17 protein-coding genes are annotated in these 13,532 nt (G+C 41.1%); all 17 read right to left on the reverse strand.

Features of this window, described 5'->3' with window-relative positions; all coding sequences use genetic code 11:
* Positions 1-11: 11 nt before the first annotated feature.
* The 17 genes from fliL to clpQ all read right to left on the reverse strand — a co-directional run bounded on the left by fliL (position 12) and on the right by clpQ (position 13,526).
* Entirely contained in the window at positions 12-434 is a 423-nt protein-coding gene (gene fliL, locus V756_RS0118945; RefSeq protein ID WP_024716046.1) for a flagellar basal body-associated protein FliL, read from the reverse strand.
* The gene (gene swrD / locus V756_RS0118950; protein ID WP_024716047.1) at positions 431-646 is read right to left on the reverse strand and encodes a swarming motility protein SwrD; all 216 of its coding nucleotides are present in this window, start codon (positions 644-646) and stop codon (positions 431-433) included. Before swrD ends, fliL begins: the two co-directional genes overlap by 4 nt.
* Before the next feature lie 39 nt (positions 647-685).
* On the reverse strand, positions 686-1,480 hold the full coding sequence (gene flgG / locus V756_RS0118955; protein WP_024716048.1) for a flagellar basal body rod protein FlgG: 795 nt from the start codon (positions 1,478-1,480) through the stop codon (positions 686-688).
* Between the two features lie 20 nt (positions 1,481-1,500).
* The gene (gene flgD, locus V756_RS0118960) at positions 1,501-1,923 is read right to left on the reverse strand and encodes a flagellar hook assembly protein FlgD (protein WP_024716049.1); all 423 of its coding nucleotides are present in this window, start codon (positions 1,921-1,923) and stop codon (positions 1,501-1,503) included.
* A complete protein-coding gene (locus tag V756_RS0118965) occupies positions 1,920-3,383 on the reverse strand; it encodes a flagellar hook-length control protein FliK (RefSeq protein WP_024716050.1) in 1,464 nt (487 codons plus the stop codon). The genes flgD and V756_RS0118965 overlap by 4 nt, the downstream gene beginning before the upstream one ends.
* A 12-nt stretch (positions 3,384-3,395) precedes the next feature.
* Positions 3,396-4,010, reverse strand: coding sequence for a MotE family protein (locus V756_RS0118970; protein ID WP_024716051.1), 615 nt, complete (start codon positions 4,008-4,010; stop codon positions 3,396-3,398).
* An 11-nt stretch (positions 4,011-4,021) separates the two neighbouring features.
* Complete coding sequence (fliJ, locus tag V756_RS0118975; RefSeq protein ID WP_024716052.1) at positions 4,022-4,465, reverse strand: flagellar export protein FliJ; 444 nt, start codon at positions 4,463-4,465, stop codon at positions 4,022-4,024.
* Between the two features lie 2 nt (positions 4,466-4,467).
* On the reverse strand, positions 4,468-5,784 hold the full coding sequence (fliI, locus tag V756_RS0118980) for a flagellar protein export ATPase FliI (protein ID WP_024716053.1): 1,317 nt from the start codon (positions 5,782-5,784) through the stop codon (positions 4,468-4,470).
* Positions 5,781-6,533 (reverse strand): flagellar assembly protein FliH, encoded by a 753-nt coding sequence (gene fliH, locus V756_RS0118985; protein WP_024716054.1) that lies wholly within the window; start codon positions 6,531-6,533, stop codon positions 5,781-5,783. Before fliH ends, fliI begins: the two co-directional genes overlap by 4 nt.
* A complete protein-coding gene (fliG, locus tag V756_RS0118990; RefSeq protein ID WP_024716055.1) occupies positions 6,526-7,542 on the reverse strand; it encodes a flagellar motor switch protein FliG in 1,017 nt (338 codons plus the stop codon). Before fliG ends, fliH begins: the two co-directional genes overlap by 8 nt.
* Positions 7,543-7,554: 12 nt before the next feature.
* Positions 7,555-9,165: a flagellar basal-body MS-ring/collar protein FliF gene (gene fliF, locus V756_RS0118995; RefSeq protein WP_032682160.1), complete on the reverse strand. Its 1,611-nt coding sequence runs from the start codon at positions 9,163-9,165 to the stop codon at positions 7,555-7,557.
* A gap of 45 nt (positions 9,166-9,210) precedes the next feature.
* Complete coding sequence (gene fliE / locus V756_RS0119000) at positions 9,211-9,531, reverse strand: flagellar hook-basal body complex protein FliE (RefSeq protein WP_024716057.1); 321 nt, start codon at positions 9,529-9,531, stop codon at positions 9,211-9,213.
* 11 nt (positions 9,532-9,542) lie between these two features.
* Positions 9,543-9,995, reverse strand: coding sequence for a flagellar basal body rod protein FlgC (gene flgC / locus V756_RS0119005; RefSeq protein WP_024716058.1), 453 nt, complete (start codon positions 9,993-9,995; stop codon positions 9,543-9,545).
* Positions 9,995-10,384: a flagellar basal body rod protein FlgB gene (gene flgB, locus V756_RS0119010; protein ID WP_024716059.1), complete on the reverse strand. Its 390-nt coding sequence runs from the start codon at positions 10,382-10,384 to the stop codon at positions 9,995-9,997. The genes flgC and flgB overlap by 1 nt, the downstream gene beginning before the upstream one ends.
* Before the next feature lie 357 nt (positions 10,385-10,741).
* Entirely contained in the window at positions 10,742-11,521 is a 780-nt protein-coding gene (gene codY / locus V756_RS0119015; protein WP_024716060.1) for a GTP-sensing pleiotropic transcriptional regulator CodY, read from the reverse strand.
* A gap of 39 nt (positions 11,522-11,560) precedes the next feature.
* Positions 11,561-12,964 carry an ATP-dependent protease ATPase subunit HslU gene (gene hslU / locus V756_RS0119020; RefSeq protein WP_024716061.1) on the reverse strand — a complete coding sequence of 468 codons (1,404 nt, stop codon included), beginning with the start codon at positions 12,962-12,964 and terminating at the stop codon, positions 11,561-11,563.
* Between the two features lie 16 nt (positions 12,965-12,980).
* Positions 12,981-13,526 carry an ATP-dependent protease subunit ClpQ gene (clpQ, locus tag V756_RS0119025; protein WP_024716062.1) on the reverse strand — a complete coding sequence of 182 codons (546 nt, stop codon included), beginning with the start codon at positions 13,524-13,526 and terminating at the stop codon, positions 12,981-12,983.
* Positions 13,527-13,532 lie beyond the last annotated feature (6 nt).

Consider the following 13,532-nt stretch of genomic DNA (forward strand, 5'->3'; position numbering starts at 1 on the left):
CAAATTGTTGTTTATTGCAGATTAAAGGAGGTAATATACACTTTTTCTACTTTTCCTTCTTGGAGGTAGCTATTTATTTTACCTTTTAGTTCCTTCTTAAAGGTTTCTTTTCCCTTGTCTCCCTCAATCTCATTAGCATTCGTATCAGCCAGCAGTGATATTACAGCGTCCTTGACTTGAAAATCGCGTTTTTGAAGTTCTTCTTTTGATTTATCAGAGTCAGTTTCGAGTTTAATAGCAAGCCGAATAATGTTATCAGACTTTAAATTTGTTGTGATCTCTTCTATATCAACAGAAGATGCAACGATTTCATCGATACTTTTGTCCGCTTCACTTTTTTCAGACTTTCCGCCAAAAACGAAATAAGCCGCCGCGCCGAGACCACCAATTACGATAAGAATAATTAGCAAAATAATCATTAATTTTTTCTTCATTCCGGTTCCTCTATTCCTTGATCCATTGCAAATATTTGTATTTTTCGGTAAAAGGATGCGACCTTTTCCAGAACAGCTTCTTCATCTTCTTTTACTACAAACTTCTTACCGTTTGACAGTGTAATTGTAGTATCCGGAAAGCATTCAATCTGTTCAATAAATAGCGCATTCAGTGTAAAGGGCTGCCCATTCAAACGGGTTACTTTAATCATAAAACAGCGGAGAAGCGATTACTCGCCTCCCCTCCCTCCTTAACGTTTAAGGTTAACCAGTTCTTGAAGGATTTCATCAGATGTTGTAATAATCTTCGAGTTTGATTGGAATCCCCGCTGGGCAACGATCATTTCAGTAAATTCATCAGTTAAATCAACGTTAGACATTTCGAGAAACCCTACTTTAAGGGAACCTGTACCGCCATCACCAGGCTGGTTAGCTGCACTTGCGGCTCCAGAGTTTAATGACTGACGATATAAGTTACTGCCGATTTTATCCAAACCATCATTGTTTGCAAATGTAACGATCCCGATTTGTCCGCCGTTTTGTGGTTGGCCACCTGCATCAACGATCGATACCTTACCATCAGAACCAATAGTGAAGCTTTGTGCATCAGTAGGAATTTTAATTGTTCCGCCATTCATATTTAATACATGGTAGCCATCACCCGTAACCAAAGTTCCGGTGTTATCTAAGTAGAAGTTTCCAGCTCTTGTATAAGCTGTTCCGGCGCCTGTATCTATGCGGAAATAACCGTCGCCATCAATTGCTAAATCAAGTGTTCTTCCTGTGCTTTGTGGTGCGCTTGTTGAATGAATTGTATCAATTGTGCCGGATGATGAACCTAAACCGATCTGCTTAGAGTTCGTACCGCCGATAGTGGCACCAGCAGCAGAGCCGCCGGCAATCGTTTGGCTTACCATATCTTTAAAAGTAACACGGCTCTTTTTGAATCCTACTGTATTCACGTTGGCAATGTTGTTGCCGATAACGTCAAGCTTTGTTTGAAAGTTTTTCATACCGCTGATTCCAGAATAAAGTGAACGTAACATTAATGTATTCCCCCAGATTTTTATTTAGAAGACTGTGATACAGACAACACATTGGACGGACTGATTTCAGTACCATCCTTCAGCACGAGATAATAGTTTCCCTTTGACTGTTTTACTGAGCTTACTGTGCCTGTTTTTTCTGTTGCTCCTCCGTCAGCAGTCCAAGAAACTTCTTTGCCCATCCAATCAAGGTGCGTCGTAAACGGATCTTGATTTTCGACGTACTGAGTCATTGTGGTATTTAAATTCATCATTTGTTCCAAGCTTGAAAAAGTCGCCATCTGACTGATAAATTCTTTGTCATCAACCGGGTTGAGCGGATCTTGGCTTTTGACTTGAGTCATTAATATTTTTAAGAATTCATCTTTCCCCAAGCTGCTATTGTTAGTCTTCACCGTGTTGGTTTTTTCAGGCAGCTTATATTCTGAACTGATAGAAGTCATTCTTCTTCCTCCATTTCAACCATCGACACTTCTTCAAGCAGATCATCAAAATCATTTGATTGCTTTTTCTGTCTTTGTTGTCTTTGCCCCTCATGCTGCTGTTTCTGTTCATCAGCAAGCTGTCCGTATATCGGCTGATCCCCGCTTTGGACCGGGAGCGTAAAACGATCAATTTGGACGGCCATATTCGGCAATGATTGCTTCAGCTGAGGAAGATGCTGTTCAAGCAGTTCCTTTGCTGATTGGCTCGATGCAATGATTTTACTCTGAAACATCCCATTTTCATTTGTCAGCTTGATTGTGACAAACCCTAAGTGTTCAGGGTTCAGCCGAATGGTGAAACTTCCCGTCGATCTGCCAAATGGCGTATATTTCATCTGCTTCCACCCATTGATCACCTGATCAGCCACCGTTTTTGTTTCCGCAGCCGGTAAGTCAGATGACATTTGCTGCAGATCAAGTGTTTGAACTCCTCCAGCGCTCCGATACCCTGAAAACAGCATTTGCAGTCCTGATTTACTATCTACAGGCTGAATACTTCCAGAAGCATCAGATGCACCTTTACTGGATGGACTCTGTGACAGAGGTGCAAGAGCACGCTTGCCAATGTCTTGCGATGACTCGGATGATTTCGATAACAAGAAAGCTTTCAGCTGACTTTCAGCTAAATTCCATTCTTTGGTCCCTTTTTGAGGAAGCATAGACATTTGTTCCATTAAGCTTTGAAAACTTTTCAACTCTGACGCTGTCATCGAATAAAGCTTTGAACTCGACTCATCTTTAGTAAATAGTTGCTGTTTAAGATCCTGAATGAGCTGTTGAGATACGCCTTTTTTTTCTAATGCAGACAGAAATTGATCTCCATTCTGGTAAATGACATGAGCTTGATTGCCATTCCCGCGGTCAGTCAGCTTATTTCCTTCTAGAAGCTGACTGATGAACATCTGAATAAGGACAAGTTCTTTATCATCGTCAGGTACTTCATTCTCCTGATTTGATTGCTCTGTATCAGACTTCAGTTTTTCTTTCATGTCAGCAGCAGAATCATTAGCAGCCAGAGCCGTCTTACTTTTTGAAATGATTTTCTCTGTTTCTGCGAGTAATTGATCCGTCCCGCCGGACATTTTTGCTTTAATTGCTTGCAGCAGATTCTGCAGCATTTGCTGAGCAGTTTCATCCAACTGCTTTCCAGTTAGTTTGCTTAATGTTAACAGAAGCTCCGCTTTTTGTTTGTCTTGATCTGCAGGACTTGCAATTAGCCAATCACTGATCTTTTTAAGCGCATCTGCTACAGGCTGATTTCCGGAATCAGAAGTTCCTTTTCCTTGTTCTGACAGTTCCTTCAATCCAGCCTCAGACAAAAGCCAATTTTGAAAAACTCCTTGGCTGCCTTTTGTGGTTTTAGCCGCAGTACCTGCTGTGGTTTGCAGCAAAGGTCCCGCCAATTCAAGCAGCTTCACCTTCAATTCCCCCTATTCTTGGCTGGCAGCAATTTTTTCTGTATAGGTTGCTGCTTGCTCTGGAGTCATTTTCGCCAATATATCGGCAAGCTGCTTTTTGCTTAGGCCATTCAATATTTTCAGCGCTTCTTGCTCCTTTAATTGGGTAATAATTTTAGCAGCCTTTCCACTGTCCATGCTTTTATATACACTGATTACTTTGTCACTTTTAGAAGAAGAATTTGAGCCTGATGTTTTGGCCGTACTATCTTCTGGTGGCTTTTTTTGATCCTCCGCCGTCTTTTCAAGTGACCGGATCTTTTGATTGAGTCCATCAATTTCAGATTTACTCGTTTCCAAATCTTTATTCAATATACTGATTTCACTTTTTTGATCCTTAATGGTCTTTTCCAGAGCAGCTGTATTACCGCTATCCTTACTTGATGCTGTGTCTTTTTTATTTCCGGGTTCAGGAACCAACTCTTTAAGAACCGGCGTTTTTGCCGCAGCTTCCTGTATCGGCTTTAAGACATTAACACCAGCAGCCCAAAGAACAATCCCCCCTGCGATTAAAAGAAACATCAGCGGAAGGATAATGATAAGCAAAACCGAACGGAACTTACCTGATTCTTTCTTTTTGCCGGACATTACATTCGCTCCTAATAGCCTTGAATCATAAACTGCTTAATCGAAATATCGTCCATCTCTTTCATCTCTGCAGCTTTGTCTTCAAGAGCAAACATTTTAAACTGTTTTTCACGCATTTTTTCAAACTTCTTTACTTCAATATTTTTCTCAGTCAAAATTTCTTGCTTTTGATTCATTTGATTTCTTTTCATGACGACAAGTTTTTGATAGTGATAAATCGTATTCTCAAGATTTGAGACAAATTGCTGGTAATGCCTCATTTCTTGTACGCTCATGCCGCTTTTCAATTTCTTTTCCTTATTTTGTTCAAGCAATTCCTTTTTGCTCATATTCTCATATAACTTTTCTGCAACATTTTCAAATTCAGAAACTGATTGCTGATACTCGGATAAGGATTGATCTTTCTCATTTTCTTTTAGTTCCAGCAGCTTTTGAAATCTAAACTGATAAGCCACGTTTATTCCTCATTTCCTGTCAAACTAGTTAATGCAGCAATGCTTTCTTCCAATAATGCTGATTCGTCTGTTCCCTGTTTTAAAAATTGAATAAGCTGCGGATAAAATTGTATCGCTTCATCAATTTCTCTTGAGGACCCTCTTTTGTAAGCCCCAATATTAATGAGATCTTCCGAATTTTGATATGTTGATAAAAGTTCACGGAATTTATTTGCTGCATCCAAGTGTTGTCTTGTCGATATGTTCGACATCACTCTGCTGATGCTTTTTAATACATTAACTGCAGGAAACTGCCCTTTATTGGCGAGCGCCCTGTCCAACACGATATGTCCGTCTAAAATTCCGCGAACAGTGTCAGCAATCGGCTCATTCATGTCATCCCCGTCTACCAATACTGTATAAAACGCCGTAATGGTACCATGCTCATTTGCACCGGTTCGTTCTAATAAACGAGGTAAAATAGCGAACACAGAAGGTGTATAGCCTTTTGTGGTCGGAGGCTCTCCTGCAGCCAGTCCAATCTCACGCTGCGCCATTGCCACCCTTGTAACAGAATCCATCATAAACATGACATTTTGGCCTTTATCTCGGAAATACTCGGCAATTGCCGTCGCTGTGTAAGCCGCTTTCAATCTCATTAAAGCTGGCTGATCTGAGGTGGCAACGACCACAATTGATCGTTTGAGCCCCTCTTCTCCAAGATCTTTTTCAATAAACTCCCGAACCTCTCGTCCGCGTTCACCGACAAGTGCAATGACATTTAAGTCAGCCTCTGTCTGCTTGGCGATCATCCCCATTAATGTGCTTTTTCCAACACCGCTTCCTGCAAAGATGCCAATCCGCTGGCCTTTTCCGACTGTCAGTAAGCTGTCAATTGATCTGACTCCGACACCCATCTTTTCACGGATAGGCGGCCGTTTCATCGGGTTGGGCGGTGATTGCTCCGTTGATACAGGCGAAAGCCCTTTCGGCAAAAGTTTTCCGTCCAGCGGCTTTCCAAAAGCATCAATGACTTGTCCGATCAGTCCAGCCCCGACTTTAACCCGCAGAGACTCACCAGTAGCTTCTACAATGCTGCCAGGCGCAATGCTTGCAGCCTCTAAATAAGGCATAAGCAAAATATTTTCTTCCTGGAAGCCGACAACCTCAGCTTTAATGACTTTCCCGGATTGCCCTTTTGCATAAATTAAGCACACATCGCCAATTGAGCTTGCAGGCCCTTTTGATTCAATCATCAGGCCGATCACCCGTTTGACTTTTCCGTACCGTTTATACGAGTCCGTTATTTCTATACAATCTATCAGACTCTGTGTCTTCATTCAGCTGCACCTGCTTCCAGCGCTGTCAGCAGTTTATCTTTCAATTGCATCAATTGTGTGTCAACACTCGCATCTACCCTGCCAAAAGGCGTTTCGATGTAACATGAACCTTTTTGCGCCTGTTCATCAGCATATATGCCAAGCCGGCATTCTTTATAAAGAAGCTGCTGAATTTCATCTTTTTGCTGAAAGATTGTCTCATAGTAATAAGGATCCACATATATTGATATATCGTCATATTCCTTAACTTCGTTTACAACCTGTTGTACAAGCAGGCGAAAAGCCTCTTTATCATCAGATTTTTGCTTCCATACTTTTTTAGCTAGTGCGACGGCGAGCTCAACGATTTCTTCATTAGCGTCTTCAAGCTTATCCTCAACAGCTTTTCTGGACATTTCAGTTATGCTGTTCGCCTGCTCGATAAGCTCGGCATATTGTTGAAGCGCCTCAGCTTTGCCTAATGCCACACCTTGTTCAAAGCCCGCGGCTTTTGCCTCCTCGATCAGCTTCTGTTTTTCAGCCGCCCAATCATTTTTTTCCTGCTCAATTTGACGGCGAATACTTTCTATATGACTGTTTGCCTGCTCAGAAATCCGATCAGCTTCTTCTTTCACTCGTGCCATAAGCGCTTCCGGATTCTCTTCAGCCTGTAAAAGGTGTGAATGATCAATACGCACCTCTTGTATAGAAAGTTTTCTTCTTTCCTTTTGTGGAGAAAAAGATGTTTCTTGTTTAATGATATTAGACAATAATATCGTCCCCTCCGCCTCTTGCTATCACAATTTCACCGGCTTCTTCAAGCTTTCTGACGATGCTTACAATTCTTGATTGAGCCTCTTCTACATCTTTCAAGCGTACAGGGCCCATGAATTCCATTTCTTCTTTGAAGGTTTCAACCATACGCTGTGACATATTGTTGAATACAATTTCTTTGACTTCCTCGCTGGCAACTTTTAATGAAAGGAGCAGATCGTCATTCTCAACATCGCGAATGACTCTCTGAATCGCGCGGTTATCAAGCGTAACAATATCTTCGAAAACAAACATCCGCTTTTTAATTTCCTCAGCAAGATCGGGATCCTGAATTTCCAATGAATCCAAGATCGTCTTCTCTGTTCCTCTGTCTACCCCGTTCAACACTTCCACAACAGCTTCAATTCCGCCTGTTTGTGTATAGTCCTGAGTAAATGCAGAAGATAATTTTTGTTCTAGGATCCGCTCTACCTCATTAATAATTTCAGGCGCCGTTCTGTCCATGACCGCGATTCTTCTTGCGACCTCGGCCTGCACCTCAGGGTTCAGCTCGGACAAAATTTGCCCGGCTTGCACAGGATCTAAATAGGATAAGATTAAAGCCATCGTCTGCGGATGCTCTTGCTGTATAAAATTCAAAATTTGTTCAGGCTCCGCTTTTCTGGCAAAATCAAATGGTTTAACCTGTAAAGAAGAAGTCAGCCTGTTTAGAATGTTTTCCGCCTTATTCTCTCCAAGCGCCTTTTCAAGTACTTGTCTTGCATAGCTCAGTCCGCCTTGAGAAATATAATCTTGCGCAATGGCTATATTATGAAATTCTTCTATAATTTCATCTTTTTTTTGGTGATCGACACTTCGAACACCTGATATTTCCAGGGTAAGCCTTTCAATTTCTTCATCGGTTAAGTGCTTATATACAGAAGCTGACACATCTAACCCCAAGGAAATCATGAGAATGGCTGCTTTTTGTTTTCCTGAAAGCTTATCTTGATCACGTCTCGCCATTTCTAATTCCTCCTAATCCTCGGCCAGCCAGCTTCTCAGCAGTTTCGCAAAATCTTCGGGCTTTTCTTTCGCCATTTTTTCAAGCTGTTTTCGTCTGACTGTTTCCGCTGTTTCATTTTCCTCTTCGTTGATATCAGGCAAATCGATTGGTTCTTGAGGAACATCATACTCATATTCCTCGAATTCATCCTCTTGCGCCCGTTTCTTTCTGACAAGCATAATGATCAGAACAATGATTGCTGCGATTAAAACACCGCCTATAATATATGCCCAAAGCGGGATACCTGAGGATTTTTCCGCACTCGTATCCAAGTTGACTTTTCCGTCAAACGGCTGAACAGAGACAACAATCTTATTGTTGATATCAGTAGCAGATAAATTCTGATTTTGTAATTCATCTTTATCCAGTGATGTTCTGACTACAGTTGAAAGAATCTTTTGTATATCACCCTGTCTTTCAGTTGATAGCGACGCTGTGTTTTTGGCATCAGGCGGCTCTACCATGACTTGAATGCCTAAATCTCTGACCTTATAAGGGCTTTCAGCGATTTCTTTATGGATTCGGTTAACCTCGTAATTGATTTTATTGCTGTTTTTTTCGTAGTTCCCGCTTTCAGAATTTCCACCGTCACCTTTATAATTTGTTACATCTTCGTTTCCGGTTCCGGCAGTACCTCCATTGGCTGCACCGTCACCTTGGTATGTTTCCGATACCTTTTCCGCGCTGACTGCAATGCCTTCCATGTTGTCTTTATCGACAGGTTCAACAATGTCTTCTGTACGTTTTTCTTTTGTGAAATCAATGTCTGCTGTAACGGAGACAACGACTTTATCTTGTCCCATCATCGTACCAAGCAATGACTGAACATGCTTTTGGATGTCTTTTTCAACTTGAGACTTAATTCCTTGCTGAGAAGAATAACTATCCGCGTAGGACCCTGCACCGTTGTCTGATTTGTCGTAGTATGTAGAATTCTGGTCCATGATGACGATGTTATCTTCTTTTAGGTTCGGCACACTTTTCGACACCAGATGATACAACCCGTTGATCTGGCTTTGATCAAGTGTATAGCCCGGTTCAGTCTGCAAAACGATTGATGCAGATGCTGCCGACTGCTCCTCACCGACAAACACAGCGTCTTTCGGGAGATTGATCATTACTTTTGAATTTTTGATACCGTCCATTTCATTGATCAAATTTGACAGTTCTGTCTGTGTCGCTTTCACTTTCACCATATCAAACTCATTGTCTGTCAAACCAAAGCTGGCATTCTGCCCAAAAAACGAATAATCAATTGATCCGGTTTTCGGAAGTCCTTCCGCAGCCAGCTGCACCTTCAATGAATCAACCTGTTCCTCTGGAACGCTAATCACTGTACCGCCATTCGAAAGTTCGTTTGGCACTTTTTTCTTATCCAGTTCTTCTTTGATTTTCCCTGCTTCTTCGGCAGATAAATCTTTGTAAAGCGGCGCCATCTTTGTACTGGAAGCAAAAACACTAACAATAATTCCAATAATAATAATTGCCGCTAACACACTAATCATTAAAATCTTTTGTAATTTAGATCTGTTTTTCCAAAACTCACTCGTTTTGTTTTTCATTTGCATTAGAGTACGATTCATGTTAACCCCCGGTCATTCCACTCTTTCTGTTAATCGTCAGACCCCCTACATTTGCATTCTCATAATCTCCTGATAGGCTTCCACAGCTTTATTGCGGAACTCTGTAGCAGCAGTGAGAGAGATGTTTGCTTTTTGAGCAGCGATCATGACCTCATCAAGATTTACATCTTTTCCTGCAGCCAAAGCATTAGTCATATTGTCAGAAGCTACTTGGGACTCATTTAACGAACTAATCGAGTTTTTTAAAAGCTCCGAAAAGCTTGTTTGATTTGAAGAATCTGTTTTTTGGCTATTGTTTACTTGATTTGTTGCATTTTGAGTGTTTTGAGTATTTTGAACCTGAAAAGGAGAAATTGCATTAACCACATTCATTCACCTTACTTTCCGATTTCTAATGCCTTCATCAGCATTCCCTTTGTGGCATTCATCGCCGTTACATTCGCCTCGTATGATCTGGTGCTACTGACAAGGTCAACCATTTCTTTCAACGGATCCACATTAGGCTTTCGCACATATCCTTCAGCATTCGCATCAGGATCTGTAGGATCATAGACAAGATTAAATTCCGAACCATCTTCTGTGATTTTTGAAACCTTTACGCCGTTTCCAACATTTCCGCTTCCGCTCATTTGTGAATTGAGAATGGAAGAGAACGATTCACCTTTTGATTGAAGGGATACCATTTTCCTTCTGTAAGGCACCCACTCTCCATTCACCTGCTTAGCTCGTGTCGTATCCATATTAGCCAAGTTAGACGAAACAACATCCATTCTGACACGCTGAGCTGTTAAAGCTGATGCTGAAACATTTAAGCCTTGAAAAGCTGTCATTATTTTCCTCCTGTTAATACGGTCTTCAACGAATTAAATTTACCGTTCATTCTTTCAACTAAAGCTTGATAGTTGATTTGATTTTGCGCCAATTCTGTCATCTCTTTGTCAACATCAACATTATTTCCATTTTGCTGATACGATGTACTCTCACTCTTCACAATTGAATAATTCGAATCAGTATCAGAAAAATCAACATGACGATAGTCTGTTTTTACCGCATCAAGACGTGAGGATTCTTGATCTAATAAATTTTGAAAAGAGACTTGTTTCGCCTTATAGTTCGGTGTATCTATATTGGCAATATTATTAGTTGTGACTTTTTGCTTAATATCCGCTCTATTTAAGGCATTTTCAAGATTCTGTATCGTTCCAGAAAATAAGCTCAAATCCACTTACCTCCATTTCAGTTTTTTTCAACCTCTATATCCTTGTCGAGAATTGTAAAACTATATGCTTATTGTAAGAAATAACAGGCATAAAGTCTATGAAGTTCGTGTAAAAAAATGTCCTCACAATTATCTATTTTATAACTAGGTATATAGTCCTAGATTATTTGAACTACGTTTTCAGCACAAAATTTCTGTTTTTTTATCCTTTTTTTCGGCATTTTTGAGTTTTTTTGAAGTGAAATTCAAACTTCATTAAAATTATTACAAGGAAAGACTTTTAACCCAGGAAATAAAGCTTAGCTATTTCCTTTATTTGAAATAAAAAGAACCCCATAAAAGGGGTTCTTTTTATGATTAATGAGATTTTAGATTTTCTAATTCAATTAGGAATTTGTTATTTAAGACTTTGATATAAGTACCTTTCATTCCTAATGATCTTGATTCGATGACACCCGCGCTTTCCAGCTTTCTGAGTGCGTTAACAATAACAGAACGGGTAATGCCGACACGGTCAGCAATTTTACTTGCTACTAGAAGCCCTTCGTTTCCGTCAAGCTCTTCAAAAATGTGCTCAATTGCCTCAAGCTCACTGTAAGAAAGAGAACTGATAGCCATTTGAACGACAGCTTTGCTTCTTGCTTCCTCTTCAATTTCTTCTGCTTTTTCTCTTAGAATTTCCATTCCGACAACTGTAGCACCGTATTCAGCAAGAATTAGGTCATCGTCATTAAATTGATCCTGTAAACGTGAAAGAATGAGTGTGCCTAATCTTTCTCCGCCTCCGATGATCGGTACAATTGTTGTTAAACCAGCTTGGAACAGGTCTCTGTTTTCAACAGGAAAAGCAGTATATTCACTATTAATGTCCAAGTTAGAAGATGTTTCAGGGACATTAAACAGGTTTTTCGTATATTCTTCTGGGAATTGACGATCCTCAAGCATTTTTTTCATACGCTCGTTTTCAATCTGCTGATTAATAGAATATCCAAGGAGTTTGCCTCTGCGGCTTACAACGAAAATATTGGAATCAATGACATCCCGCAACGTCTCCGCCATTTCCTTGAAGTTTACCGGTTTCCCTGCCGCAGCTTGCAGCATCGAGTTAATAATTCTTGTTTTTTGTAATAAAGCCATGATAAATAATCCTCCTAAACATTCCACTTATTAAATTTTTCACAATATAAATTGACTTAAATCTTTGTTTTTTGCTATCGTTCCGAGCTTATCTTCGACATACTGTGGTGTAATCGTTATTTTCTCCATTGTTACATCAGGCGCTTCAAAGGACAGATCTTCTAATAGGCGTTCAAGTATTGTATGAAGGCGTCTCGCACCAATATTATCTGTGTCCTGGTTCACATGATAAGCAACTTCAGCAATCTTATGAATAGCTTCGTCAGAAAATTCAAGAGATATACCTTCTGTCTCCAATAATGCCTGATATTGTTTTAGCAGTGCATTATCCGGCTCAACCAGAATCCTCACGAAGTCGTCTACCGTGAGTTTGCTCAGTTCTACACGAATCGGAAAGCGCCCCTGCAGCTCAGGAATCAAATCAGACGGTTTGGCCATATGAAACGCTCCTGCTGCAATAAATAACACATGATCTGTTTTTACTGAACCATATTTAGTGACGACGGTAGAACCCTCAACGATCGGAAGGATATCCCGCTGAACGCCCTCTCTTGATACATCGGCAGAGGATGATGCGCCGCCGTTTTTTGCAATTTTATCAATCTCGTCGATAAAGATAATCCCGCTTTCTTCTGCTCTCTGAACAGCTTCCTGGCTGACTTCATCCATATCAATGAGTTTGCTTGCTTCTTCATTCGTCAGGACTTTTCTGGCTTCTCTGACTGTCATTTTTCGCCGCTTCTTTTTCTTTGGCATTAATCCGCTCAGAGCATCCTGCATGTTCATGCCCATCTGCTCCATACCCGAGCCCTGCAGCATGTCAAACATAGAAGGCTGCTGCTCTTCGACTTCTACTGTTACATAATAGTCCTCGAGTTCTCCTAAAGCCAGCTGATGCGCCATGCGTTTTCTTTTTTCCTCAATGTTGGCTTCTTCCTGGCTCTCCGCCTCATCTTCGCCATTCGGCTGGCTGCCTCCAAAAAACATTTCAAACGGATTTTTAACGCCTGATTGTTTTTTCTTCCCAGGAACTAACAGACGAACAATGCGTTTGTTTGCATTTTCTTCTGCCTGCTCCTTTACATCATTCATTTTCTCTTCTTTTATAAGCCGAACAGAAGTTTCAACAAGGTCTCTGACCATTGATTCAACATCTCTGCCTACATAGCCGACTTCGGTAAATTTTGTTGCTTCAATTTTGATAAATGGCGCACCTGAAAGCTTGGCGATTCGTCTGGCAATTTCAGTTTTCCCGACGCCGGTAGGCCCCATCATTAAAATGTTTTTCGGAACGACCTCGTCCTTCAGCTTTTCATCCAGAAGACTTCTTCTATAGCGGTTTCTTAATGCCACGGCGACAGCTTTTTTCGCGTTTTGCTGACCGACAATATATTGGTCTAACCGATCTACAATCTGTCTTGGTGTTAACGGCTTTTTTTCCATGCGCCTCAAGTCCTTTCTATTCAAGTTCTTCCAGTATGATTTGATCGTTCGTGTACACACAAATTTCGCCTGCTGTTTCTAACGCGGCTCTGGCAATCTCACTTGCTGACATATTTTCACCGGCATGCTTTTTCAACGCTCTTCCGGCTGCCAAAGCGTAGTTGCCTCCTGATCCAATCGCGAGAATGCCGTCATCTGGTTCAATTACCTCGCCTGTTCCCGATACGAGAAGCAAAGTATCCTGATTCATTACAATCAGCATGGCTTCAAGCTTTCTAAGCACTTTATCGCTGCGCCATTCCTTCGCCAGTTCAACAGCCGCCCGTTTTATGTTGCCGTTATATTCTTCAAGCTTGGCTTCAAACTTTTCGAATAAAGTGAAAGCGTCTGCAACAGATCCCGCAAACCCGGCAAGAACCTTGCCGTTAAACAGTTTTCTCACTTTTCTTGCAGTGTGTTTCATGACAACAGCCTGACCAAATGTCACCTGGCCGTCTCCGGACATAGCGCTTCGTCCCTTATGCTGTACGGCAAATATTGTGGTCGCATGAAAAGATGACATAATGGG

Source organism: Bacillus tequilensis KCTC 13622, from assembly GCF_000507145.1.
In the GTDB taxonomy this organism is placed as follows: domain Bacteria; phylum Bacillota; class Bacilli; order Bacillales; family Bacillaceae; genus Bacillus; species Bacillus tequilensis.